This window comes from Pseudarthrobacter cellobiosi (assembly GCF_023913815.1).
Lineage (GTDB): Bacteria > Actinomycetota > Actinomycetes > Actinomycetales > Micrococcaceae > Arthrobacter > Arthrobacter cellobiosi.
Window position 1 is genome coordinate 184789 of the sequence record NZ_JAMXBK010000028.1, and the last position, 24482, is coordinate 209270.

The following is a 24482-nucleotide window of genomic DNA, read 5'->3' on the forward strand; positions in this document are numbered from 1 at the left end:
GCGCCGCTTCCTGAGCCAGTTTCTTCGGGAACGTCGCCCAAAGTGCCCCACGACGGCGCGACTCACCTCGCACCGAAAGCCCCCTGCCGCGACTGTTCCAGTACCGCCAACACCTGGCCCACCATGCGCTCAGGGTGATAGACAACGTCGTCATAGCCGAATCTAAGGCCAAGACGTCCGCCGATGAGCGTGGCGTTGTTGCGCTTTCGGTCCTTTTTAACTTGCCTGGGCTCCAGATGAGTGTCGCCGTCGGTTTCCACCACGACGCACTCCTCGATAACAAAGTCCACCTCCCCAACCCCGGGAAGTTCCACATGCCTTCGGACATGGAGTCCCGCCCGCCGGAAGTGGTAGTTGGCCAGCACCTCCAGGATGGAATCCGCCCGAGGGATCACCATGTCCAGAACGGCCCTGGCACGGGCATTCCGGTTTCCGGGGAGCTTCCGCCGCAGGAAGTCCAGGCTTATGTCGCCCCTCTGGGCTGCGCACTGAAGCATGACCAGCGATTCCGCTGCGGGCAAGCAACGCAACGAATGAATCAGGACATCGGCCAGGCCGGCCACCGGCAGCCATGGGTGGGCCGGGTGGGGGCATCGGCCGTGGGTCAACATCCCCAGCGGCGTCCTCTTATGCCCTGGACTGAGGTGCACGGATCTTGGTGCATGAAGCGTCCACAACTGGTACATGGGGGCGGCCGAAAGACACGTCAGCAGTGCGTTGTGCTGCAGCGCCAGGCCGAACGCGCCTGCCTCACGCGGCATGCTGTAGATGCCTCGTCGGATCCGCACAATTCGTCCGGCCGCCAGTGCTTTGTCGACGGAGGCTCGGGAAAATCCGGCCCCGCGGAGCGTCCAGGCCCGGGTTACGCCGGCCCGCGTGCCGAGAAAAGTCTCAATATCCATCGTTCCACGGTGCACTTGGACTACAGCAAAGGGCAGACCCAAGGTGCCGCATGTGGACAACGCGGCCGTCGCGGGGCACTTCGACACGGACTCACCGTCCCTGCAGCCCGGAAGGCCCATCGGACGCCGCAATGTGCCCCACGAAGGACAAATTAACCTGTGACACGCGCAGTAACAGGAGGTTTGCGTCCTGTGACAAATCTGTCATAGACTGTTCACGGATCCGCTAAACGCCTCCGGCGGGTCTGATGCGAACGGAGATATAGCCCCGGTTCTCAGCAACGTGTGACTCGTAACGTTGCTGAGAACCGGGGCTATTGCATTTAAGCAAAAGCGGGCCCCGGCCAGGTTCACCCCGCCGAGGCCCCGCTGCAAGAGTAGGGAATCAGCTGGCGCGGTCCACCACAGCCAGGGCGAAGTTGGACAGCGACGACTTCACAACACCCTCGGGAAGCGGCGCCAGTGCGGCAATGGCTTCGTCGGCCCAGCGGCGGGCAATCACCCAGGACTCGGCAGTGACGGGGTGCTCGCGGAGCCCGGCCACGGCGGCAGCCAAGGCAGCGTCCGAGGTCAGGTCCCCGTCAATGAGCTTCAAGAGTTCGACGGCGGACTGGTCACCGGCCGCGGCATCGCGCCGCAGGAACAGGACCGGCAGCGTGGGCACCCCCTCGCGGAGATCCGTGCCCGGTGACTTACCGGACTTCACCTTGACGCCGGTGACATCAATGACGTCGTCGGCGAGCTGGAAGGCCACGCCCACCTTCTCGCCGTACTCCACCAGGACAGACTCGTACGTGGGATCGGCACCGGCGAAGATGGCGCCGAGCTGGCCGGAGGCCGCCACCAGGGAACCGGTCTTGTCCGCGATGACGGACAGGTAGTGCTCCACCGGATCCTCGTCCGGACGCGGGCCTACAGTTTCGTGCAGCTGGCCCAGGCACAGCCGCTCGAACGTCCGGGCCTGGATGCCCAGCGCCCGGGAACCAAGCTCGGACACCAGGATGGACGCGCGGGCAAAGATGAGGTCGCCGGTGAGGACCGCCACGGAGTTTCCCCAGACCTCGTGGGCCGTGGGGGCGCCGCGGCGGAACGGGGCGGAGTCCATCACGTCGTCGTGGTACAGCGTTGCCAGGTGGGTCAGCTCCACCACGACGGCGGCCTGCACCACGGCAGGCAGTGAGGCGTCGCCGAGGTGGGCGCACAGCAGCGTCAGCAGCGGCCGGATGCGCTTGCCGCCGGCTTCCACGAGGTGACGCGACGTTGCGTCAGCCAGCGGATCGGAGTTGGCAATTGCTTCGCGTAGCTGCTTTTCCACCCGGGCCAGGTTGGTGGTGATGGCGGGGCCCAGTTCGGCGTCCTCCGCGATGGCCGCAAAGCCGGCGGGCAGCTGCAGTCCCGTGGCAATGGCGGTGGTATTGAGGCTGGGTTCGGAGTCCGGCAGGCCGTGCCCGGCGTGCGTCCAGCTGTGGTCTGCGGAGTTAGTCACTGGTTAACCCTAACTTTTTGTTGCGGATACCGCTGGTTCGATGCCGGTGGGGTGTTGGAGGTGGCCGGAACCAGCGATTCCAGGACGCGGATGGCCCGGTCCTCGAAGCCCTTCGCGGCCGGGTCGGTCAGGTTTGCGAGCAGCCGCACAACAAAGCGCATCAGCACGGGAATGGGCATCCCGGTCCGCAGGGCGAGCTTCATTACGGCGGGTTTTCCGATCAGCGCGGCAAATGCCCGGCCCAGCGTGAAGTGCGATCCCCACTGGCCGCGCACATAGTCCGCGTACCCCGCGAGGTGCGCGTCGGCGTCGTGCGTTGGACCGGCAGCCAAGGAACGAGCGGACGCGTCGATGATGAACTCCGCCGCGAACCGTGCCGACTCCATCGCGTAGGAGATGCCCTCGCCGTTGAACGGCGAGACCATGCCGCCGGCGTCGCCCAGGAGCAGGAGGCCGGGCGAGTAGTGCGGGGTGCGGTTGAAGCCCATGGGCAGCGCGGCGCCGCGGATTTCGCCCACCTGGTTGTCCGGGGTGAAGCCCCATTCGGCGGGCATGGCGGCGGTCCATTCGCGCAGGACCTGCTTGTAGTCGAGCTTGCCGAATTCCTTGGACGAGTTCAGGATGCCAAGGCCCACGTTGGACGTGCCGTCGCCGACGCCGAACACCCAGCCGTAGCCGGGGAGCAGTTTTCCGTCGCGCCCGGGGAGCTCCAGCCAGCCTTCCATCCAGTCGTCATCGTGCCGGGGTGAGGTGAAGTACGTGCGGACAGCGACGCCGAGGGGGCGGTCGTCGCGCTTGTGGATGCCCAGCGACACTGCGGTTCGGGTGGAGTTGCCGTCTGCGGCGAGTACGACGTCGGCGCTGAAGTCGCGTGACTCCCCCGTCTTGCGTCCGGACTCGTCCAGGAGCGCTGCGCGGACACCGGTCACGCGGCCGTCTTCAGACCGCAGGGCTTCGGTGACGCTGTGCCGCTCGAGGATTTCGGCGCCGGCAGCCTGGGCATGGCGGGCCAGTTCCTCATCGAAGCCAAGGCGCGTGCGGATCAGCCCGTACAGCGGGAAGTCCGAGACTTCGGGCCAGGGCAGTTCGATGGTGCGGCCGCCGGCGACGAGGCGGAGGCCCTTGTTCCGGCGCCAGCCGCCCGCTTCAGGGTGCGGCAGGCCGAGCTTCTGGATTTCGCGGACGGCACGCGGGGTGAGGCCGTCGCCGCAGACCTTCTCGCGCGGGAAGCTGGTTTTCTCCAGGACGGTCACGCCGATGCCGGCCTTGGCAAGGTAATACGCGGCGGTGGAACCGGCTGGCCCCGCGCCGACAATCAGAACATTCACAGGTCAGCGCTGGATGTTTCGGCGGAGCTTTGCCACGGGGCCCTTGTGTGCGGCGATGGCCTCCGCTGCGCCCTCCGGCGTTGATTCCAACGGCTTGGTGGCACGGTGGACGGCCACGATCCCGCCGGTCAGGTTGCGGTACGTGACCTTTTCCCAGCCGGATTCCTGCAGCCAGGCGGCCAGGTGGTCCTGGTCCGGCCAGGCGCGGATGGACTCGGCGAGGTAGACGTAGGCGTCCGGGTTGGAGGCCACCTTCATGGCGATGGCCGGCAGGGCACGCATGAGGTATTCCGTGTACATGGTGCGCCACAGCGGAACCACGGGCTGGGAGAACTCGGCGATGACCAGCTTGCCGCCGGGCTTGGTAACGCGGAGCATTTCGGCCAGCGCCTTCTTGGGCTCGTTGACATTGCGCAGCCCGAACGAAATGGTGCTGGCGTCGAAGCTGTTGTCCGCGAACGGCAGGTTGGTGGCGTCGCCGGCAACGAAGTTGATGTCCGGGCGGCGGCGCTTGCCAACTTTGAGCATGCCGAGGGAGAAATCGCAGGCGATGACATCTATGCCTGCATCGGCATATGGCTCGCTGGAGGTGCCGGTTCCCGCGGCCAGGTCCAGCACCCGCTGGCCCCGTTTCATGTCCATGGCGTCCACCACGATCCTGCGCCAGCGGCGGGTTTGCCCCATGGAGAGGACATCGTTGACGACGTCGTACTTAGGTGCGACGTCGTCAAACATCGTGGCTACTTCGTCCGGACGCTTTTCCAAGGATGCTCGGTTCACCATGCAATTGTCTCAGACAATCTTGAGAAGGACTTTCGACGAGCCCGTCCCGCGGTCCGACGCAACGGCAAACGCCTCGGCAACGTCACCGGCGTCGAATGTGTGCGTCAGCAGCGGTTCAACGTCCAGCCCGTCCGCCAGGTACGCGAGGGCGTCATCCAGCTCGTCCGCGAAGCGGAAGGTCCCGCGGTAGTCAATCTCCCGGAAAACGAGTGCGGCGAGCTCGGCAGTGACTGGCCCGGCCGGCAGGTTGCCCACCTGGACCACGATGCCGCCGCGGCGCACGGCCGCGAGGACCACGCCCAGCGCGCGGGCAGCGCCGGAGGCCTCGAACGCAACGTCCACCTCGGGAAGCTGCGCGCCGGAACCCACCAGCACGACGTCGTCGGCTCCCATCCGCTTGGCGATTGCCAGCAAAGTCTCCGAGAGGTCACTGGCGACGACGCTGGCGGCGCCGGCAAGGCGGGCGGCGGGCGGCGCGCACCAGCAGCGCGCCGATGGGCCCGGCGCCGTTGACCAGAACGTCCTTGCCGGCGAGGCTGCCGGCCCGGCCGACGGCGTGGATCGCCACCGCGAGCGGCTCGGCGACGGCGGCCTGCCGGGTGGTGACGCCGGCGGGCAGGCGCCGGAGCTGGCCCGCCGGAACGGCCTTGCGGGAGGCGAAGGCGCCGTGCGTGTGGGGCCGATGCGCGGCGCTGCCGTAGTAGGTGACCTGCGGGCAGAGGTTTGTGCGTCCGGCCAGGCAGTCGCCGCAGTCGCCGCAGTACATGGCCGGGTGGACGGTCACAGCCTCGCCCACCGCGAAGCCGGTCACACCCTCGCCGGGCGCCGAGATCCGGCCGGCCCCCTCATGGCCCAGGACGATGGGGGGGCCAGGATGCTCAGCCCGGAGGCGCCGTGACTGACGTAGTGCAGGTCCGAGCCGCAGATCCCGCCGTATTCGACGTCGACGATCACCGAGCCGGCCGGGCAGTCCGGGTCCGGACGGTCCTCGAGGCGCAGGTCTCCGGCGGAATGGACAACTACGGCTTTCAAACTGCATCCTCCACGAGGGTCAGGTCGCGTCCCGTGGTTTCAGGGGCGAAGAAGGTGGCCACAAAAGCGATGGCGGAGTAAAGAAACATCATTCCGGCCACCGGCCACCAGGAGTTGGTGAACAGGGCCAGCAGGCCTGCGGCGATGATGGGGGCCAGGCGCCGGAGAGCACGCCGCCGATTTCCTTGGCCATAGCCAGCTGGGTGTAGCGGTTGCGGGACTGCATCATCAGCAGGGCCGGGACGGCGAAGAGCATCTGGAAGCCGGACAGGGCGCGGTACATGCTGCGGCGGCCCACCGTGTCCGAAAGCCAGCCGGCCAGCGGAACCGTGGCGAAGCCGAGGAACGAGCCGATCAGCAGCGCGAAGGTGCTACCTGGGGCTCAGCGGCTACCGCGGCATCACGGAGTACGCGGCCCACCACCGACGCGTGCTGGACGCGATCCTCGCCGGCGACCTGTCGGCTGCGGAAGACGGGCTGCGCAGCCACCTGCGCTTCATCCTGGACGACGTCGCGAGCATGCGCGCCGCACGGCCGGACCTGTTCTCCGCCCTTGCCGTGCCGGAGCGACGCACGGGGCGTCCGGCCCCGGTCTGACACACGCGGGAGTAGTGTTGTCTCATCATGACGAGCACGTTCCGCACCCTCACAGTCCCCCTGGATGGCACCGCGTCCGCCGGCGGACTGCCGCAGTTTCTGGTCCGGGACGACGTCCTCTGCTGGACCCGCCGCGAAGCCGGTCTGGTGGGCTTCGGCGAGATCGCCCGCTTCACGGCCACCGGTCCTGAGCGCTTCCTTGAGGCCGACATCTGGTGGCGCCACCTGGTCCTCGAAGCGGACATCAGCGACTCCGTGGAGCTGCCCGGCACTGGTCCCGTGGCTTTCGGCTCCTTCGCGTTTTCCAAGAAGTCCACCCACGTATCGCGGCTGATTGTGCCCGAGATCGTAGTGGGCGTCCGCGACGGCCGGTACTGGCTCACCCAGTTAACGTTCGACGACGGCGAACTCACCGAAGCGGGAGCCCTTGCCGCGCTGGACGGCTGGCTGAGCGGTGGCAGCACCTCCGGTGACGTCCCCACCGGTGGTGAGGGCGGCGCCGTCGTGCATCCTTTGCCTTCTGCCGACGGGGCCACCCTGCACACCGGCTCGCTCAGCGAGGAAGACTGGATGGCCGCCGTCGCCGCGGGCGTGGCGGAGATCCGGACCGGCGCGCTGGAGAAACTGGTGCTGGCACGGGACATTGTGGCCACGGTTCCGTCGGGCGTGAACGCCGCCCAGGTGCTGCGCGAGCTGGCCGTGCGGTACCGCGAATGCTGGACCTATGGCGTGGACGGGCTGGTGGGCGCCACCCCGGAGATGCTGATCCAGGTGGAGGGCCGCACTGCCCAGGCGCGCGTGCTGGCCGGAACGCTTGACCGCCGCGATGCGCACGGCGAAGCCGGGATTCCCATGGACTATGCCGAGCGGGTGCTGGCCGGATCCGAGAAGCAGCGGCACGAGCACGAGATCGCGATCCAGTCGCTGACGTCGCAGCTGGCACCGTTTTCCGAGGCCATGAACGCGCACGACGAACCCTTCATCCTGGAGCTGCCGAACGTGTGGCACCTGGCGTCGGACGTCAAGGCCGAGCTCGCCGAGGTGGAGGGCCACGTGCCCACGTGCCTCGCTCTGATCAACGCGCTGCACCCCACGGCCGCGGTCTGCGGCACGCCCACGCTGGTGGCGGGCGCCCTGATCCGCAAGCTTGAACACCTGGACCGCGGCCCGTATGCGGGGCCGGTGGGCTGGCTCGACGCTGCCGGAAATGGCGAATGGGGCATCGCCCTGCGTGGCGCAGTGATTGAGGATCCACATACCGTGCGGTTATATGCCGGTTGCGGCATAGTGGATGGCTCCCAGCCGGAGGCCGAGCTGGCGGAGACGTGGGCGAAGTTCAGGCCAATGCTGGAGTCGCTGGGGATTTCCAACTAGGTAGCGCTAACTGTCGTTTTGAGCCTCCAAAACGACAGTTAGCGCTACCTACATGGGCGGGGTGTCCGGAATCCCAGACAAGAGCGGCTTCGCAGGTCTTGATTTAGGGTGTGATTTAGTTATCCAATAGTGAAACAAAGTTTCATGTGATGCACATCTCTCATTCGGCGCTACACTATGAACCGATTTAGTACCGCACACCCCTGCAACAAAAGGTAAAGAACATGCAGCTCAAGTCCCTGGCCCAGGCCAAGATCGCCGCCAAGGCAGCGGCAATCCTGGCCGCCGGCGCACTCACCCTCACCGCCTGCGGCGGCAGCAGCACCCCGGCTGCGACCGAGGGCGGAATCCAGCTCATCAACGCCGGCAAGCTCACGGTCTGCTCCGACGTCCCCTACGAGCCCTTCGAATTCCAGAAGGACGGCAAGATCGTAGGCTTCGATATCGACATTGCCAATGAAGTAGCCAAGGATCTCGGCGCCGAACTCAGCATCGTGGACAGCTCCTTCGAGGCCATCGAGACCGGAACCGCCCTCACCGGCTGCGACCTCTCCATCTCCTCGGTTTCCATCACTGACGTCCGCAAGTCGGTCATGGACTTCTCCGACCCGTACATGGACGATGACCTCACCCTCGTGGCCACCAAGGCGTCCGGGATCACGGACATCAACAGCGCCAAGGGCAAGAAGGTAGGCGTCCAGCAGGCCACCACCGGCGCAAAGTACGCCGCGGAGAACGGCATCGACGCCCAGCAGTTCGAGGACAGCGGCCTCCTGGTCCAGGCTCTCCAGGCCGGCACCATCGACGCCGCCCTGGGCAACCAGTCAATCCTGGCCTACGCCATCAAGGATGACGCCAAGTTCGAGCGTGTGGATGACTACGCCACGGGCGAGAAGCTGGGCATCTCCATCAAGAAGGGCAACACCGCCATGGCCGAGAAGGTCAACGGAACCCTGAAGCGACTGGCCGGCGACGGCACCCTGAAGAAGTTCGAAACCACCTGGTTCGGCGAGACCGCCAAGTAGCCGGCGCTTCGGACTGACCTTCACAGCCCTGAGAACTACGCCGCTGGGGCCCCTGACGAACTGCGCTGCAGCCCGCCCGGGGCCTCAGCCACGCAAATGAATGTGAGCACCCCATGGCAATGACCGCACGTCAACGGGCCAAAGTGAGCCTGTATGTCCAGATCGGCATCTTCGTTATAGCCGTGGCCGCGCTGGTCCTGGCCACCGACTGGAAGACCGTCGGCAACAGCGTTTTCAACTTCGGCAAGATCGGCCCGATGTTCCCGGACATCTTCCTGGTGGGCCTCAAGAACACCCTGATCTACACGTTCCTCGGCTTCGTCGTGGGCCTGTCCGGCGGCCTGCTCCTGGCCCTGATGAAGCTGTCCAGCTTCCCGCTGTACCGCTGGATCGCCACGGGCTACATCGAGTTCTTCCGCGGCATCCCGGCGCTGCTGGTGTTCATCGCGTTCGGCTACGGTGTCCCGCTCGCGTTTGGCGTCCAGTGGAACGTCACCCTGATCGTCATGATCTCACTGGGTATGGTGGCTTCGGCATATATCGCTGAGACCCTCCGCGCCGGCCTGCAGGCTGTGCCCAAGGGACAGCTCGAAGCCGCACGTTCGCTGGGCATGCCGCAGTGGCGGGCCATGGTGTCCATCGTCATTCCGCAGGCGTTCAAGATTGTGCTCCCGCCGCTGACCAACGAGGTCATCCTGCTGACCAAGGACTCCTCACTCATCTACGTCCTGGGCCTGACGGCGTCGCAGTACGAGCTCACCAAATTCGGCCGCGACGGCATCTCCAGCCTGGGCGCAGGCCTCACGCCGCTCCTGGTCGCCGGCGCCTTCTATCTGGTCATCACCATCCCGCTGAGCCTCCTGGCCCGGAAGTTCGAAAGCCGCTCCGCGCGGACCAAGCGATAGGCAGGACAGTCATGAACGACGTCGTAATTCACTCCCGCAATCACACCGGTCCCGTCCATGCCGCCGGCGTGTCCATCAAAGACCTGCGCAAATCCTACGGGTCCAACGAGGTCCTCAAGGGCATCAGCCTGGACGTGGCCCCCGGCGAAGTGGTGTGCCTGATCGGCCCGTCCGGCTCCGGCAAATCCACTCTTCTGCGCTGCGTCAACCTCCTGGAGCAGCCCAACGAGGGTGCCATCCACGTGGGCGGCTTCGAAGCCACCGACCCCGACGTGGACATCGACAAAATGCGCCGCAAAGTGGGCATGGTGTTCCAGCAGTTCAACCTGTTCCCGCATCTGGACGCCAAGCGGAACTGCACCATCGCGCAGACGAAGGTGCTGAAGCGGTCCCAGGAAGAGGCCGATCAGGTGGCCCAGCACAACCTGGAGCGCGTGGGCCTGGGGCATCTGTCCGACCGTTTCCCGGACCAGCTTTCCGGCGGCCAGCAGCAGCGCGTCGCGATCGCCCGGGCGCTGAGCATGGACCCCGAGCTGATGCTCTTTGACGAGCCAACCTCCGCACTGGACCCCGAGACCGTGGGCGATGTCCTCTCGGTCATGCGGAACCTCGCCAAGGAGGGCATGACCATGCTGGTGGTGACCCACGAGATGGGCTTCGCCCGCGAAGTTGCCGACCGCGTCGTGTTCATGGACGGCGGCGTGGTGGTGGAGGAAGGCGTGGCCGAGCAGGTCATTTCCGCACCCACCCAGGCTCGCACCAAGGAGTTCCTGCGCCGCGTCCTGGACCCGACGCACATCGAGATCGAGGAGTAGGCCGGCGCCGCGCGCCGCTACCGACGCGCTGATTACCTGCTGACGCGCAGATGCCCTGTCGCTACCCAAATACGGGCAGCGACAGGGCATCTGCGCGTCACAGGGACTTTTGCGCGTCGAGAACCGCAGAACGGGCACGACGCCGGGGCACGCCTGCCGTTGCCACCATGTGTTCCAGCTTTCGTGGCTCCATGAGATCAGCCCAGTCCCACCTCATCACGTTGAACCCAGCGGCCCGGATCCGGTTCTCGCGCTTCTTTTCCCTTAATACCGCCTGCGTTGCTGTCCTCCCCTTGGGACCGGAGCCTCGAACCCGGCAACATGGATCAGCGAAAGGCTGTAGGACTTTCCCGCAGAACCGGACAACGGGTCCGCAAAGGCAATGGCGGCGAGGATCCTTCGTCTGGCAGCCGCGGAGTAGGTCGTCCCAATTGCCGCAACCAGCTCATCCCTGGTCAGGGCAGGCAGGCGCAAAGTCCGGTCAGGTTTGAGCCACTGGTCCAGCGGCACAGCCGTCTCCACGAACGGCATGAAAGGCAGGATCAAGCACAGTGCGGATGCGGCCCGTGACGAGCATGCCCTCCCGCCGTACGACGGTTAAAGCACCGGAATCAGCGAAGTGGCGCACCGGCATGTTCGTATTCGATGCGCACATTCTCTGGCGCGCCTGGAATATGGTCTGCACCAGCGATTATCCGAGTCGCCATTGGACAACCGCGTCGGGAACTAACCAGCTAGGACTCCTCCGACGGCGCCGGCCACGGCGGCCTTGATGCGGGCGTGGAGGGCGCGGAGGCCAACACGGTCGGTGCGGACTTCGATGATGCTGCGCCCCGTCAGCGGTGCGGCGAGGGCTTCGGCGAGTCCCGCCGTCGTAATTACCGAGCAGTGCCCGACGCCGTACGCTGCGGCGAGTGCCGCGAAGTCCACGGTGTGGGGGGTGGCGAAGAGGCGCTCGACGGCGTCAGTGTAGCGTCCGGATTCACGCACAGCCCCGTGCTCCAGCAGATCGAAAATGGCCCCCCCGGCGTCGTTCAGCACCACGATCCGGAGCCCGGGTTCGGGTTCGCCGGACCCCAGGAGCAGGCCGCCAGCATCGTGCAGGAAAGTAACGTCGCCCAGCAGAAGCGTGGTGTCCTGGCGGCCGCCGAGGGCAATCCCGGTGGCGGTGGAGATGGTGCCGTCGATCCCGGCCAGGCCACGGTTGGCGTAGACGGTCGCGGCTGGCTCGGCGGCGGGGAGGCCAGCCAGGTCAACATCGCGGATGCCGTTGGAGGATCCCAGCATCAGCTGGCCTCGGGCGTGCTGCCAGACCTGGGCGCCCACGGAGGGTCCGGAAGCGGCGGGCTCGGCGGCCAGGACGCCGTCGAGCGCGTGCTGTGCGGCGGCCCCTGCCAGCAGCCAGGTATCCAGCCAGTCGGACGGGCCACGGCCGGCGAAATCGGCGAGATCGGCCAGGTTCTCCAGCGGAAGTTCCGTGCGCCGGCCCGGCTGGTACCAGGCCACCGGAACCGGCTGGTACAGCGCGGACGGAACGTCGGCACGCTCCAAAAGTGCGGCAACCGGGCGGGACAACGTGGGCCGGCCAAACATCACCACCCGCTCGATGGGCAACGCCGCAGTCGGTCCGAAGTGCTCCAGCAGCAGCCGGTACGGGCCCACGGCGTTGGGGCCGAAGCGGGCGTTTGAGGATGGTTCCGCGAGCAGCGGCAGGCCGTGTGCGCGGGCGAACGCTTCGGCGACGGGCCCGGCGTCGTGCCCTGCCAGCACCACGGTGCGCCATTCCGCCAGCGAGGCAGGGGCGGGCGGCAGGTTCATGGTGAGCGGGTCGGTGCCGATCCGGAACCGGGGATGCCCGGCCGCCGTCGGAAGCCCCTCTTCCGGCGCGGGAACCAGCGGGTCGCGGAACGCCAGGTTCAGCTGGACGGGCCCGGGCGCGAGGTCGGAAAACGCGCCGGTGGCCGCGGCCAGCGCCGTTTCCACTGCGCGCAGGGGGCTGCTGCCGGCCGGGACGTCGGCAGCGAAACGCACGTGCTCGCCGAACAGGTCCAGCTGGATGGTGGTCTGGTTGGCGCCGGTCCCCTGCAGCTCTTCGGGCCGGTCAGCGGACACCACCACCAGCGGGACGGCCGCGTGGTTGGCCTCCATAACGGCGGGCATGAGGTTCCCGACGGCGGTGCCTGAGGTGGTGAGGACGGCCGCCGGGGAGCCGTTGGACAGGGCCAGGCCAAGGGCCGTGAAGCCGGCGGAACGTTCGTCGATGCGGACCAGGAGGTCCACGCGGCCGGCAGCTTCGGCCTCGGCCAGGGCGTAGGCCATGGGGGCGGAACGCGATCCGGGCGAGACCACCACGTACTGTACGCCGCCGTCGATCAGGGCATCGACGGCGATCCGCGCGGCGGCGAGGGAGTTCAGGGAAGTCACCGAACCAGTTTGCCATCCTGCGGACGGCCGAATGTCCCGGCACTGCCGCACGCTTGTACTAAGCGCATAGACTCGGACCAGAAGGAGAATCACATGGCAAAGGGCCCCACTGTTTACCACGTCGCCGAACGCGCGGGCGTCTCCATCGCAACCGTCTCGTTTACCTTCCGGCAGCCGGAGAAGGTCAAGGCGTCCACACGCGAACTGGTGTTGGCGGCCGCCGACGAACTGGGTTACGTGCCCAGCGCCAGCGCCCGCGGACTTGCGCGCGGCAGGACCGGGGCCTTAGGTCTTTTCGCCTACGACTACCTGCTGGACCCCGCGGGCGGCCCCGGCGGGCCTGGCGGCCTGGCCGGCATGCAGGGTGGGCTGCCGGGCGGACTGGCCGGCGCGCAGGGTGGGCTGCCGGGCGGCGTGCCGGGAGGGCTCTCGCTGGATCCAGCCGCGGAGTCCCCGGCTGCGGACCCTGAAGGCGGCGCCCCTTTGGACGGAGACCGCGAGGAGGGGAACCTCCGCCTGTTCCCCCTGTACGTGGACGAGGTCCAGCGCGGTGTCGAACTGGAGTGCTGGCGCCGGGGGCAGGCGCTGCTGGTTGGCGGCGGCAACCCTGCGAACAACGAAGCGGTGCTGTCGGACATTGCCGGCAGGGTTGACGGGCTGGCCGTGTTCCCGCGCTCGGTTCCTATCGAAGCCCTGGCCCGCATAGCCCGCCGCATCCCCGTGGTGGAGGTCTCGGAGAGCCTGCGTAACCGGGGTATGGACCATGTGACCGTGGACAACGCGTCCGGAGCGCGTGCAATCACCGAGCACCTGATCAATGTGCATGGACTGACCGAGCTGATGTTCATCGGCGCCATGCCGTCCTCCGACAACGACGAACGGCTCGAGGCATTCCGGGGCGCCCTCGCCGCTGCGGGCGTGAAGATGCGGCACGATCCCCGGTATCCCGCGGGCGGCGAGTTCGCCGTCGCGGAAACAGTCCGGACCATCTGCCAGCAGGGCTCCCTGCCGCAGGCCTTTGTCTGCGCCACCGACCAGGATGCGCTGGTTGTTATGGATGTGCTGGCCGCGTGCGGCGTTAATGTGCCGAAACACGTGGCCGTGACCGGCTTCGACGGCATCGCCGCGGGGCGGGTCATCCGGCCCTCCCTGACCACAGTGCGGCAGCCGATGGAACGGATGGGACGGACCATGGTGGAGATGCTCCTGGACAGGCTGGACCACCCGGAGAAGCCCCCGGCGGATCTGAAACTGCCCGTGCGCGTGGTGCTGCGCGAAAGCTGCGGCTGCCAGCCGGTCTAGGCCTGCGAGCCAGGAGCGCCAGCACGGCCACCGCACAACGGCGGGGCCTCAAGTGTCCGTTTGCGCAGGTGGCGCCACAAGCACACCCGGGGCCCCAAGTGTCTGCTCGGGCGGTGGGGCCCAAGTGTCCCTTCGCGCCCAGTACTTCAAAAAACTTAGCGTCAGCTGTTGCCAAGATCACATTCAATGCGCTTAGATTGACCTTACGAACCGAATCAAAGCGCTTAGATATTTCCTCGCGGGATGGCTCCACCTCTCCTGCTCCCTCCGCGCCGTGCCACCTGCCGGCCCGCGGAACCACGAAAGGAACAATGATGATCCATCCGAATGCCAAGAAGGCCGCAGCCGTAGGCATCGCCGCCGCACTGCTCCTGACCGCCTGCGGCAGGGACTCCGCCGGCCCCGCCTCATCGTCTCCGGCCGAAGCCATTGCCTCCGGGCCGGCGTCGGGCACCATCACCTTGTGGGCGCAAGGCAGCGAAGGCGAGGCACTGCCCGCCCTGCTGAAGGAATTTGAGGCCGAAAACCCCGGCGTCAAGGTCAACGTCACGGCCATCCCCTGGGACGCCGCCCTGAGCAAGTACCAGACCGCCATCGCCGGCGGCACCACCCCGGACGTCGCCCAGATGGGCACCACCTGGATGGGTGACTTCGCCGACTCCTTCGACGCCACACCGAAGGAGATCGAGACTGCCGAATTCTTCCCGGGTTCGGTGAAGTCCACCGAGGTTGAGGGAACCACCTACGGCGTGCCCTGGTACGTTGACACCCGCGTGGTCTACTACCGCAGCGACCTCGCGGAAAAGGCCGGCATCACCAAGGCGCCCGAAACCTGGGACGACTTCAAGACGCTCGCCACGGCACTCAAGGAGAAGGCCGGGGCAAAATACGGAGTCCAGCTGCCCGCCGGCGTCGCCGGCTCCTACCTGGACACCCTCCCCTTCCAGTGGTCCAACGGCGCCAAGCTGATGAACGACGACGGCACCAAGTGGACCCTCGACACCCCGGAAGCGGCTGAGGCGCTGAAGTACTACGCCAGCTTCTTCGCTGACGGGCTCGCCTCCAAGGCCGTGTCCACCGGAACCACTGCCGAAGCATCCTTCGTGGACGGTTCCGCCCCCATGATGATGAGCGGCCCGTGGCACGTCGGCCTGCTCAACAAGGCCGGCGGCCCAGGCTTTGAGGACAAGTACAAGGTTGCCCCGATGCCCAAGGAGAAGACCTCAACGTCCTTCGTGGGCGGTTCCAACATGGTGGTCTTCAAGAAGTCCAAGAACCGCGACGCGTCCTGGAAGCTCCTCCAGTGGCTGTCCAAGCCCGAGGTTCAGCTCAAGTGGTACAAGGCCACCGGTGACCTGCCCTCGCAGCAGAGCGCTTGGAAGGACCCGTCGCTTGCCGGCGATAGCAAGCTCTCCGTCTTCGGAGACCAGCTCAAGTCCGCCAACAACCCGCCGTCCGTTCCCACCTGGACACAGGTTGCGGCAGCCGCGGACAGCGAAATCGAACAGATCGTCAAGGCCGGCAAGGACCCCGCCGAAGCCCTGAAGTCCCTGCAGCAGACCGCGGATTCGATCGGCACCGGGAAGTAACAGTGGCTGCCACCAACACGATGCCTGCCGGCACCTCAAGGGGTGCCGGCAGGCCTCCGGCCAGCGCAAAGGCCAGGCCAGGCGGCTCGCGCCGGCGCCGCAACGCCGTGACGGCATGGCTGTTCGCAGCACCATTCGTCCTCATCTTCGGCATCTTTATGCTGGGGCCGCTGGTGTCGTCGTTCCTGATGTCCTTCACGGATTTCACCAGCCGCGACATCGACAACCCCTTCGCCGTGGGATTCGTCGGGCTTGACCAGTACGCGGCACTGTTCCGGAATCCACAGTTCCTGCACTCGATCCTGAACACGGCCTACTTCGTGCTGGCCGGCATCCCCCTCACCACCGTCCTGGCCCTGGCCCTCGCGGTCGCCCTGAACAACGGCATCACCCGCTTCCGCACGGCCTTCCGCGTAGGTTTCTACACTCCCGTGGTCACCAGCATCGTGGCCGTGGCCGTGGTGTGGCGCTTCATCCTCCAGCCGGACGGCCTGCTGAACCTCATCCTCAGCTGGGTGGGCATCGCGGGGCCGGACTGGCTCAACAGCACCACCTGGTCCATGCCGGCACTGATCCTGCTCGCTGTCTGGCGCAACCTTGGCACCCTGATGATCATCTTCCTGGCCGGGCTCCAGACGGTCCCCGCGGACATCCTGGAGGCCGCCGAGGTGGACGGTGCCAGCGCCTGGCAGCGGTTCATGAAGATCACGCTGCCGATGCTCCGCCCCACCCTGCTCCTGGGCACGGTCCTGCTGTCCGTTGGCTTCCTTCAGTTCTTCGAGGAGCCGTTCGTGATGACCAAGGGCGGCCCGCTGGACTCCACCCTGTCGGTCAGCTACTTCACGTTCAACCAGTTCGGGTTCGGCAAATACGGGCTCGCCTCCGCCGCCAGCTACGTGCTCTTCGTGGCCATCGCGCTGTTGAGCCTCATCCAATTCCGAGCCCTGCGATCCAAGGACTGAGGACATGACCATCCCGGAAACCGCACCAACCATCCCCCGCGCACAAGCTGAACGCACGACGGCGGGAGGCACCCAGGTGCCAGCGTTGCCGCCCGCCCCGGCCCGCCGCCGTCGTACTGGCCGCCGCGTGTCCGCGCGCCGGGCGCTGATTTACGCCGCCCTCATCGTCGCCGTGACCGCAACACTCCTGCCGTTTGTGTGGATGCTGCTCGGCGCGTTCAAGACCCAGGGCGAGCTGCTCCGCCGGCCCATCACCTGGTGGCCGGAACAGCCCACCCTGGATAACTTCGTAACCTGGTTCACCGAGCTGCAGATCGGCACGTTTTTCCTGAACAGCGTTGTGGTGGCCGTGTTCACCGTGCTCGGCAACCTGCTGTTTTGCTCGATGGTGGGCTATGCGCTGGCGAAGATGGATTTCCCCGGCAAGCGCTTCCTGTTCCTGCTGGTGATGGTCATGCTGATGGTCCCGGGCGTGGTGACGTTTGTGCCGCTGTTCGTCCTGGTCAGCAAGCTGGGAATGGTCAGCACCTACCCGGCCCTGATCCTGCCGTTCCTCGCCGCGCCCATGGGGGTGTTCCTGATGCGGCAGTTCATCGCGGGGATCCCGGATTCGCTCATTGAGGCCGCCCGGATCGACGGCGCCGGCGAGCTGCGCACCTTCCTGCGGATTGTGATGCCGCTGTGCGGACCGCCGCTGGCCACGCTCGGCATCCTGACCTTCCTCGGTTCGTGGAACAACTTCCTGTGGCCGCTGGTGGTGGCGCAGAGCGAGGACATGTACACGCTGCCGGTGGCACTGTCCCTGTACTCCACGGGCCAGAACGCCACGGATTACGGCCTGCTCCTGGCCGGCTCGGTGCTGGTGATTACGCCCATCATCCTGCTCTTCGTTGCCCTCCAGAAGTACTTCATCCAGGGCGTCGCGGCCACCGGCATCAAGTAGCCGCTCCCCCGCCCAACCTCCCCGAGAGAGCCACAATGACTGCACCAACCCAGAATCACGCACGCCCCGGGACGGCCGCCGCCGACGGAAACGCCGACGAAAAAGTCTTCCGGGACCTCAACGGCAACGGGATCATGGATCCCTTCGAAAACCCGGACCTCAGTCCGCAGGAACGCGCTGCCGACCTGGTTGCCCGCCTCAGCCTCGAGGAAAAAGCCGGGCTGATGTTCCACACGGTCATCGAAACTGGCCCGGACGGATCCCTGCTCGAGCAACCGGGCAACATCAGCAAGTCGCCCACCAGCACGGTGATCCTCACCAAGTTCATGAACCACTTCAACGTGCATGCGCTCGGCCCCGCCCGCGAAGCCGCCCGCTGGAGCAACGCCCTCCAGGAGCTTGCCGCGCAGACCCCGCACGGGATTCCCGTGACCATCTCCACGGACCCGCGGCATGCGTTCATCGAAAACTCCGGCGTCTCGTTCACCGCCGCCCACTTTTCGCAGTGGCCCGAGCCGATCGGCCTGGCCGCGGTGGGCAGCGCCGAGCTGATCCGCCGGTTTGCCCGGATCGCACGGCAGGAATACACCGCCGTCGGGATCCGCGCGGCCCTGCACCCCACCGTTGACCTGGCTACCGAACCGCGGTGGTGCCGGCAGGCAGGAACTTTCGGGCAGGACTCGGAACTCAGCGCGGCCTTCGTGGTGGAGTACCTCCAGGGGTTCCAAGGCGAGGAACTGGGGCCGGACAGCGTTGCCTGCACCACCAAGCACTTCCCCGGCGGCGGTCCGCAGCGCGACGGCGAGGACGCGCACTTCCCCTACGGCCGCGAACAGATCTACCCCGGCGGCCGGTTCGACGAACACCTGGCCCCTTTCCGGGCCGCGATCGCCGAAAAGACCAGCGCCATCATGCCCTATTACGGCATGCCGGTGGGCGTGGAACTCGACGGCGAACCCGTTGAGGAAGTCGGCTTCGGCTACAACCGGCAGATCATCACCAACCTGCTCCGGGACAAGCTCGGCTACGACGGCGTGGTCCTCAGCGACTGGGAACTGGTCAACGACAACATCGTGGGCGACCAGGTCCTGCCGGCCCGGGCATGGGGCGTTGAACAGCTCACCGCCCCCGAACGCATGCTGAAAATCCTCAACGCCGGCGTGGACCAGTTCGGCGGCGAGGAATGCACCGAACTGCTCATCGGCCTGGTCCGCGACGGGCTGGTCAGCGAGTCGCGTTTGGATGAGTCCGCGCGCCGGCTGCTGCTGGTGAAGTTCCAGCTGGGCCTGTTCGACAACCCGTTCGTGGATGAGGACGCCGCGGCCAGCATCGTGGGGAACGCCGAATTCCGGCGCGAGGGACACCGGGCGCAGTCCCGGTCCGTCACGGTGCTCACCAACGGAACGTCCGACGTCGGGCCCGCCCTTCCGCTTTCCGGCTCACCTGCCGTCTACCTGGAAGGTATGGACCCGCTGAGTCTGGACGGTTTCGGCATTGTGGTGCAGGACCCGGAGCGGGCGGACGTTGCGCTTATCCGGCTGCACTCGCCCTGGGACCACCGCAACGACCTGTTCCTCGAGGAACATTTCCATGCGGGGAGCCTGGACTTCCCGCCCGGGCTCGTGGCACGGCTGCGCGCCCTGGCGGAGAAGGTACCACTGGTCATTGACGTGCGGCTGGACCGCCCGGCGATCCTCACGCCCTTGACCGGATTCGCCGCGGCCTTGGTAGGTACGTTCGGCGTTTCGGATACTGCGCTCCTGGACGCCCTGTTTGGACGGGTTGGGCCCGAAGGACGCCTGCCGTTCGAGATCCCGCGGTCGATGGATGCCGTGCGGGCCTCCCGGTCCGATGTCCCCGGCGATACCGCCGATCCCCTTTTCCCGTTCGGGCACGGCCTGAGCCTGCCGGAGCCGGCAACGGCAACGGCAGCATCGGCGAAGGCCACCAATACAACGACGTAAGGACAGACCCCATGAACCAGCACGTTGAGCCGAACCCCAGAATCTCCAGCGCCACCCGCCGTCAACTCCTGGCCGGTGCGGCCGCGTTCGCCGTCTCGGGCCTCGCCGCAGCCACCGCGACACCGGGCTACGCCGCCCAGCTTGCGGCATCCACGGCATCCGGCGGGGCATCGCCGCTGTCGCGTCCGCGGAACAAGGAGGGCATCGACCGGAAGATCATCAACCGCTGGGCGCACGACACCTGGCAGTCCCTGGTTGCCATGACCGATCCCGCAACCGGTCTGCCGGCCGACTACATCGGCGAGTCCATCACCGCGCCGAAGCGCAGCGGCTTCACGTCGCCCACCAACATCGGCGGCTACATGTGGAGCACCGTGGTGGCGCGGGAGCTGAACATCATCAGCGCCAACGAGTGCCGGGAGCGGCTGACGCGTACGCTCACCACGTTGGCCGGACTCAAGCATCACGAACCCAGCGGCATGCTCTACAACTGGTACGACGAAGCCACGGGTGAGGTCATTACCATCTGGCCCGAGAACGGGAACCCTGTAGCGCCGTTTATGTCCAGCGTGGACAACGGCTGGTTCGCGGCGGCCCTCATGGTGGTCCGCAACGCGGAGCCGAAGGTGGCCGGCCTGGCCAACACCATCCTCGGCAGGATGGACTTCGGGATCTTCTACAACAAGGACGCCCGGCCCGGTGTGGCCGCCGGCCTGCTACGCGGCGGGTTCTACGACGTCAAACCGCCGGCGGAAACCGTCCAGGGCAACTACCTCGGCAAGGGCCCTGACGTTTTCTATACGATGAACCACTACGACGTCACCAATTCCGAGCCGCGCATCGCCACCTACATCGGCATCGCCCTGGGCCAGCTTCCGCCGGCGCACTACTTCGCCACCATGCGGGTCTTCCCCGATACGTGCGACTGGTCCTGGCAGGAGCAGAAGCCGGTGGGCGAGCACCGGACGTACCAAGGAATCGACGTCTTCGAAGGCGCCTACACCTACCGCGGAATGCGTATCGTGCCGAGCTGGGGCGGGGACATGTTTGAGTCGCTGATGCCCGATCTGTTCGTCCCGGAATCCAGCTGGGCGCCGAAGGCCTGGGGCGTCAACCACCCCCTCACCGTCCGGGCGCAGCGCGAGTTCGGCCTGCACGACGCCAAGTACGGCTACTGGGGCTTCTCCCCCGCCAGCCACCCCAACGGCGGGTATTCCGAATGGGGCATGGACATCCTGGGCATGAGCAGCGACGGCTACCCGTCGGACGTCGAACGCACCAGCATTGACGTCGGCTTTCAGGGCTGCCGGCCCGCCACCAACCCGACGCCGGCCTGGGGCGACGGCGTGGTGACTCCGCACGCGGCGTTCCTCGCCATGGAATACGAACCCCGCGAGGCGTACGACAACCTGGTGAAGATCGAGAACAACCTCGGCGCCTACGGCCAGGGCGGGTTCTTCGATGCCGTGGCCGTGAAGTCCGGCACCATCGCCCGGCGTTACCTCTCGCTGGACCAGGCCATGGTGCTGGGCGCCATCGGCAACGTGTTCGGCAACAACGTGATCCGCCGCAACTTCGTCCAGGGCGAAGTGGAAGCGGTCATCAAGCCGCTCATCGCCGACGAAGAGTTCGGCGCGGGCCTGATCGGCTAAGACGCTCTCTCACTTAATGTCGCTTTAAACCAAACGCTCTATCACTTCCTGTCGCAGGAGCAACGGGAAGTGAGAGAGCGTTGGCCGAAAACCCGCAGGAAGTGAGAGAGCGTCCTGGTACGTGGGTGAGGCTAGGCGTCCGCGCGGAACACCTGGATCACCGACGGACGTGGCGCGCGCACCTGGCCGGGGGCCGGCGTCGTACCTGCCTTGACGTAGTCCGGGAAGAAGGACACCTGCGCATCGAACGTGCCGTCCTCGCCCGGGTGCTGCACGGAGACGAACACCGTGCGCTCCTCGTCGTGGATGATGGGTCCGCAGGTCTCGCCATCACGGGGCACGGCCAGGAACTGCTCCACCTTGCCGCGCTCGGGTCCTTCCACGGTGACCTTGAACAGGCCGTCGGCCTTCTTGATGCCGGAGGGCGCGCCGTCGGTGGAGATCCACAGGTTGCCCACGGAGTCGAACGCGAGGTTGTCCGGGCAGGAGATAGGCGAGACCTGGTCCACCGGGAAGCCGGAGAAGTAGGTGACGTCGCCCTGCTTGGGATCGCCGCAGACCATGAGCAGGTTCCACGTGAAAGTGGTGGAGGTCTGGTCGCCGGTTTCGATGATTTCCACGATGTGGCCGTCGCGGTTTTCATTGCGGGGGTTGACCTCGGTGGCTGCTTCGTTCGAGCCCACACCGCGGTTGGAGTTGTTGGTGCAGGCCACGTAGACCTTGCCGGTGTGCAGGCTGGGCTGCACGTCCTCGCAGCGGTCCATCTTGGTGGGGCCAACCTTGTCGGCAGCCAGGCGGGTGTAGACCAGGACCTGCTCCACCGTCATGTCCTTCACGGCAGACTTGCCGTCCACCACCAGGGGCAGCCACTCGCCGATGCCATCGAACGCACCGTCCTTGGGGACAGCTCCGGTGCCGGTGATCTCAGCGGCCGGTGAGTTGCCTGTGAACTTGGCGACGTACAGGTTGCCCGCGGACAGGAGGGTCATGTTGTGCTTGCGGTCACCCTCGATGTACTTGTCCTTGGAGACGAACTTGTACAGGTAGTCGAAGCGCTCGTCATCGCCGGAGTAGGCCACCACGTGACCGGACTCGGCGATGATGACGTTGGCGCCCTCGTGCTTGAAGCGGCCCAGGGAGGAGTGCTTCTTCGGGGTGGAGGTGGGGTCGAACGGGTCGACTTCCACGATCCAGCCGAAGCGGCTGGCCTCGTTCTTGAAGTCGGCATTACGGGTGTCGAAGCGGGGGTCGTCCAGTTCCCAGCCGCGTGCGGTGGGCTTGGAGGTCAGGCCGTAGCGCTTGTCTTCAGCGGACGTGCTCGGGGAGACAAAGTAGCCGTTGAAGTTTTCCTCACCGGAGAGGATGGTGCCCCAGGGGGTGGTGCCGCCGGCGCAGTTGCCCAGGGTGCCCTTGATGAAGCGGCCTTCGGGGTCCGCGGCGGTCTGGACCAGCGGGGAACCCGCGGCCGGACCGGTCAGTTCGTACACCGTGCTGTTGAGGAAACGGCGGTTCAGTTCGGCGCCCTTGACGTAGGTCCACGGCTTGGCGGTGTTCTTGCGCTCGAGCTCGACGACGGAGAGGCCGTGCGCGGCCTGGCCCACTGCCCGCTTCTGGTCGGCAGGCATAGTGGCCGGGAACATGATGTTCTCGTTGGTGTACTCGTGGTTGGCGAAGAGTACGGCGCGGCGGCCCTTACTGCCCGGGACCTCGAGGATGTCCGTGTAGTCGTTGTTGTAGCCGAACTGCTTTTCCTGGGCGGCGGCCGTCTGGTTGTTCAGGTCGAACTCCGGCGCGTCATTGAAGATGGGGTCGCCCCAGCGGATGACCGGCTGCCACGTGAAGCCTTCCGGAACCGTGACGGCGTCGACGGCGGCATCCACCGGAGCGATCGGCGTAAACTTCAGCTTCGACGTCGCGAAGCCCTCCTTCGCGGCGGGGGCCAGCCCGGGGCCGCCGGCAACTGCCGGTTCCGCGGAGGTAATGGCGCTGCCGAGTACGACGGCGAGCGCACCGGCGGCGCCGAAGCCCAGGGCGGCGCGGCGGGACATGGTGGCGGACGCGATGTCCCGGAAGTAGCTGTTGGAGCTGGTGTTGCAGACATCGCCGGCGCAGGCGTTGTCGCACTTCAAAGCGCAGGTGACGGCACTGCGCTTGCCCTTAGTGTGGCCAAGCATGGGCAGCAGGGTGAACTTGCGGGCTGTCGTTTCAGACAAGGGGTGCCTCCAAATTTACGATCGGGTCCCGCCCACCCTGCCAGCCGGTTCCGACGCGCAGCCGTCAGTGAGGTGAAGTTCCGGTTAACCGGCGGTGACCTGCAGGGATGTGAGAGAGGGTTGCCCAAAAACCCGCGTTAAGTGAGAGAGCGTCACTGGAAAACCTGCAGGAAGTGATAGAGCGTCAGGGGGCGAGGAGGGCATGGACCCTGGCGAGCCGGGCCAGCCACCAGTCGCGGCGTTCCGCGGAAGCCGCAAACTGCTCCAGCAGCCCGGCGTCGGCGGCGACATCGCGGAGGCGGATGGCGCCGTCGTCGGCCACTAACGGATCCCGCGTGATGTCCGACTCAAACAGGGACACGGTCCCCAGCCCGCACGCGTAGGGCAACTCCGGCAAGGAAGCTGCCAAGGCCAGCCCCGCACGGATGCCCACGGACGTGTCCAGCGCGGAACTGACGACGGCGGGGAGCCCGGCCTGCGCCACGATGTCCAGCGCGCGCCGCACTCCCCCGAGCGGCGCGACCTTAACAACCAGCAGATCCGCCGCGCCGGCTCGCGCCACCTTAAGGGGATCGGATTCCTTGCGCACGCTTTCGTCGGCCGCGATCAGCACCGGAATTCCTGCGGCGCGCAGCTGCCGCCGCACCTCGGCGAGCCCTTCGATCGAAGGCACCGGTTGCTCGGCGTATTCAAGTCCGACGGCGGCGAGCCGGGTGAGTGCCTCGACGGCCTCCGCGACGTCCCAGCCGCCGTTGGCGTCGACCCGGATGGCGGCGTCCGGCAGGGCGGCGCGGACGGCGGCAACCCGGGCGGCGTCGTCGTCGAGCGTCTGCCCGCGCTCGGCAACCTTGACCTTGACGGCGTCCACCCGGCCGAACCGGGCTAGGACGTCGGGCACCCGGTCCGCCGCAACGGCAGGCACTGTGGCGTTGACGGGGATCACCGAACGGACGGGCGACGGGAAGCCGTGCCAGCCGGCCTCGATGGTGGCGGCGAGCCAGCGGGAGGCCTCGGCGTCGGCGTATTCGGGGAACGGGCAGAACTCGCCCCACCCGTGCGGGCCGCGCAGCAGCAGTGTTTCGCGTTCCATAATGCCGCGGAACTTCACCCGCATGGGCAGGCTCACCACATGCGCGTTGGCGAGCAGTTCGTCCAGGGAAGGAATGGCGGCGGGCATGGATTCACT

The 24482-nt window shown here is 66.7% G+C and carries 23 protein-coding genes; 11 read left to right on the top strand and 12 right to left on the bottom strand.

The genetic code is table 11. The features are described from left to right. Window positions 1–62: 62 nt before the first annotated feature. The 8 genes from NG701_RS18960 to NG701_RS18995 all read right to left on the bottom strand — a co-directional run bounded on the left by NG701_RS18960 (window position 63) and on the right by NG701_RS18995 (window position 5829). Window positions 63–902 carry a DUF559 domain-containing protein gene (locus NG701_RS18960; RefSeq protein ID WP_252569845.1) on the bottom strand — a complete coding sequence of 280 codons (840 nt, stop codon included), beginning with the start codon at window positions 900–902 and terminating at the stop codon, window positions 63–65. A gap of 385 nt (window positions 903–1287) precedes the next feature. Further along, complete coding sequence (locus tag NG701_RS18965; protein WP_252569848.1) at window positions 1288–2388, bottom strand: polyprenyl synthetase family protein; 1101 nt, start codon at window positions 2386–2388, stop codon at window positions 1288–1290. Further along, a complete protein-coding gene (locus NG701_RS18970; protein ID WP_252569851.1) occupies window positions 2385–3716 on the bottom strand; it encodes a geranylgeranyl reductase family protein in 1332 nt (443 codons plus the stop codon). Before NG701_RS18970 ends, NG701_RS18965 begins: the two co-directional genes overlap by 4 nt. Before the next feature lie 3 nt (window positions 3717–3719). Continuing rightward, entirely contained in the window at window positions 3720–4496 is a 777-nt protein-coding gene (locus NG701_RS18975) for a demethylmenaquinone methyltransferase (RefSeq protein WP_252569854.1), read from the bottom strand. Window positions 4497–4508: 12 nt separating this feature from the next. Then, complete coding sequence (locus NG701_RS18980) at window positions 4509–4913, bottom strand: zinc-binding dehydrogenase (RefSeq protein ID WP_252569857.1); 405 nt, start codon at window positions 4911–4913, stop codon at window positions 4509–4511. 13 nt (window positions 4914–4926) lie between these two features. Further along, window positions 4927–5361 carry an alcohol dehydrogenase catalytic domain-containing protein gene (locus NG701_RS18985; RefSeq protein ID WP_252570557.1) on the bottom strand — a complete coding sequence of 145 codons (435 nt, stop codon included), beginning with the start codon at window positions 5359–5361 and terminating at the stop codon, window positions 4927–4929. Then, a complete protein-coding gene (locus NG701_RS18990) occupies window positions 5307–5531 on the bottom strand; it encodes an alcohol dehydrogenase catalytic domain-containing protein (protein WP_252570609.1) in 225 nt (74 codons plus the stop codon). The genes NG701_RS18985 and NG701_RS18990 overlap by 55 nt, the downstream gene beginning before the upstream one ends. A gap of 88 nt (window positions 5532–5619) precedes the next feature. Beyond that, window positions 5620–5829: a hypothetical protein gene (locus NG701_RS18995; RefSeq protein ID WP_252569858.1), complete on the bottom strand. Its 210-nt coding sequence runs from the start codon at window positions 5827–5829 to the stop codon at window positions 5620–5622. A 77-nt stretch (window positions 5830–5906) separates the two neighbouring features. On the opposite strand from NG701_RS18995, the gene NG701_RS19000 reads away from it, so the two are divergent. The 5 genes from NG701_RS19000 (at window position 5907) to NG701_RS19020 (ending at window position 10247) form a co-directional block, all read left to right on the top strand. Next, a complete protein-coding gene (locus tag NG701_RS19000) occupies window positions 5907–6128 on the top strand; it encodes an FCD domain-containing protein (protein WP_374208724.1) in 222 nt (73 codons plus the stop codon). Window positions 6129–6155: 27 nt separating this feature from the next. After that, window positions 6156–7502, top strand: coding sequence for an isochorismate synthase (locus tag NG701_RS19005; protein ID WP_252569865.1), 1347 nt, complete (start codon window positions 6156–6158; stop codon window positions 7500–7502). A 224-nt stretch (window positions 7503–7726) separates the two neighbouring features. Next, the gene (locus NG701_RS19010) at window positions 7727–8527 is read left to right on the top strand and encodes an ABC transporter substrate-binding protein (RefSeq protein WP_252569867.1); all 801 of its coding nucleotides are present in this window, start codon (window positions 7727–7729) and stop codon (window positions 8525–8527) included. A gap of 113 nt (window positions 8528–8640) precedes the next feature. Next, complete coding sequence (locus NG701_RS19015) at window positions 8641–9432, top strand: amino acid ABC transporter permease (RefSeq protein WP_252569870.1); 792 nt, start codon at window positions 8641–8643, stop codon at window positions 9430–9432. A gap of 11 nt (window positions 9433–9443) precedes the next feature. Further along, a complete protein-coding gene (locus NG701_RS19020) occupies window positions 9444–10247 on the top strand; it encodes an amino acid ABC transporter ATP-binding protein (RefSeq protein ID WP_252569872.1) in 804 nt (267 codons plus the stop codon). A gap of 264 nt (window positions 10248–10511) precedes the next feature. Here the strand turns inward: NG701_RS19020 and NG701_RS19025 are convergent, their stop codons facing one another. Then, window positions 10512–10778, bottom strand: a complete 267-nt coding sequence (locus NG701_RS19025) for a hypothetical protein (protein WP_252569874.1) — start codon at window positions 10776–10778, stop codon at window positions 10512–10514. Window positions 10779–10973: 195 nt separating this feature from the next. Continuing rightward, complete coding sequence (gene menD / locus NG701_RS19030) at window positions 10974–12671, bottom strand: 2-succinyl-5-enolpyruvyl-6-hydroxy-3-cyclohexene-1-carboxylic-acid synthase (RefSeq protein ID WP_252569877.1); 1698 nt, start codon at window positions 12669–12671, stop codon at window positions 10974–10976. A gap of 93 nt (window positions 12672–12764) precedes the next feature. Here menD and NG701_RS19035 point away from each other — a divergent pair, with 93 nt between their 5' ends. From NG701_RS19035 to NG701_RS19060, 6 genes are all read left to right on the top strand, one after another. Then, window positions 12765–13973, top strand: coding sequence for a LacI family DNA-binding transcriptional regulator (locus NG701_RS19035; protein ID WP_252569879.1), 1209 nt, complete (start codon window positions 12765–12767; stop codon window positions 13971–13973). A 314-nt stretch (window positions 13974–14287) separates the two neighbouring features. After that, the gene (locus NG701_RS19040) at window positions 14288–15562 is read left to right on the top strand and encodes a sugar ABC transporter substrate-binding protein (protein WP_252569881.1); all 1275 of its coding nucleotides are present in this window, start codon (window positions 14288–14290) and stop codon (window positions 15560–15562) included. A 20-nt stretch (window positions 15563–15582) separates the two neighbouring features. Beyond that, entirely contained in the window at window positions 15583–16524 is a 942-nt protein-coding gene (locus NG701_RS19045) for a carbohydrate ABC transporter permease (RefSeq protein ID WP_252570559.1), read from the top strand. Window positions 16525–16528: 4 nt separating this feature from the next. Next, complete coding sequence (locus NG701_RS19050; protein ID WP_252569882.1) at window positions 16529–17467, top strand: carbohydrate ABC transporter permease; 939 nt, start codon at window positions 16529–16531, stop codon at window positions 17465–17467. A 35-nt stretch (window positions 17468–17502) separates the two neighbouring features. Beyond that, a complete protein-coding gene (locus NG701_RS19055; RefSeq protein WP_374208715.1) occupies window positions 17503–19431 on the top strand; it encodes a glycoside hydrolase family 3 protein in 1929 nt (642 codons plus the stop codon). Window positions 19432–19442: 11 nt separating this feature from the next. Continuing rightward, window positions 19443–21083, top strand: a complete 1641-nt coding sequence (locus tag NG701_RS19060) for a glucoamylase family protein (RefSeq protein WP_252569884.1) — start codon at window positions 19443–19445, stop codon at window positions 21081–21083. Window positions 21084–21214: 131 nt separating this feature from the next. Here the strand turns inward: NG701_RS19060 and NG701_RS19065 are convergent, their stop codons facing one another. After that, window positions 21215–23296 carry a PhoX family protein gene (locus tag NG701_RS19065; RefSeq protein ID WP_252569887.1) on the bottom strand — a complete coding sequence of 694 codons (2082 nt, stop codon included), beginning with the start codon at window positions 23294–23296 and terminating at the stop codon, window positions 21215–21217. A gap of 184 nt (window positions 23297–23480) precedes the next feature. Further along, the gene (locus NG701_RS19070; protein WP_252569890.1) at window positions 23481–24473 is read right to left on the bottom strand and encodes an o-succinylbenzoate synthase; all 993 of its coding nucleotides are present in this window, start codon (window positions 24471–24473) and stop codon (window positions 23481–23483) included. Window positions 24474–24482: the final 9 nt, after the last annotated feature.

Bases quoted from the DNA above. Each gene is read 5' to 3' on its own strand.
- NG701_RS18960 (WP_252569845.1), bottom strand. From the start codon at position 902: ATGGATATTGAGACTTTTCTCGGCACGCGGGCCGGCGTAACCCGGGCC.
- NG701_RS19005 (WP_252569865.1), top strand. From the start codon at position 6,156: ATGACGAGCACGTTCCGCACCCTCACAGTCCCCCTGGATGGCACCGCG.
- NG701_RS19010 (WP_252569867.1), top strand. From the start codon at position 7,727: ATGCAGCTCAAGTCCCTGGCCCAGGCCAAGATCGCCGCCAAGGCAGCG.
- NG701_RS19015 (WP_252569870.1), top strand. From the start codon at position 8,641: ATGGCAATGACCGCACGTCAACGGGCCAAAGTGAGCCTGTATGTCCAG.
- NG701_RS19020 (WP_252569872.1), top strand. From the start codon at position 9,444: ATGAACGACGTCGTAATTCACTCCCGCAATCACACCGGTCCCGTCCAT.
- NG701_RS19025 (WP_252569874.1), bottom strand. From the start codon at position 10,778: ATGCCGTTCGTGGAGACGGCTGTGCCGCTGGACCAGTGGCTCAAACCT.
- NG701_RS19035 (WP_252569879.1), top strand. From the start codon at position 12,765: ATGGCAAAGGGCCCCACTGTTTACCACGTCGCCGAACGCGCGGGCGTC.
- NG701_RS19040 (WP_252569881.1), top strand. From the start codon at position 14,288: ATGATCCATCCGAATGCCAAGAAGGCCGCAGCCGTAGGCATCGCCGCC.
- NG701_RS19045 (WP_252570559.1), top strand. From the start codon at position 15,583: ATGCCTGCCGGCACCTCAAGGGGTGCCGGCAGGCCTCCGGCCAGCGCA.
- NG701_RS19050 (WP_252569882.1), top strand. From the start codon at position 16,529: ATGACCATCCCGGAAACCGCACCAACCATCCCCCGCGCACAAGCTGAA.
- NG701_RS19055 (WP_374208715.1), top strand. From the start codon at position 17,503: ATGACTGCACCAACCCAGAATCACGCACGCCCCGGGACGGCCGCCGCC.
- NG701_RS19060 (WP_252569884.1), top strand. From the start codon at position 19,443: ATGAACCAGCACGTTGAGCCGAACCCCAGAATCTCCAGCGCCACCCGC.
- NG701_RS19070 (WP_252569890.1), bottom strand. From the start codon at position 24,473: ATGCCCGCCGCCATTCCTTCCCTGGACGAACTGCTCGCCAACGCGCAT.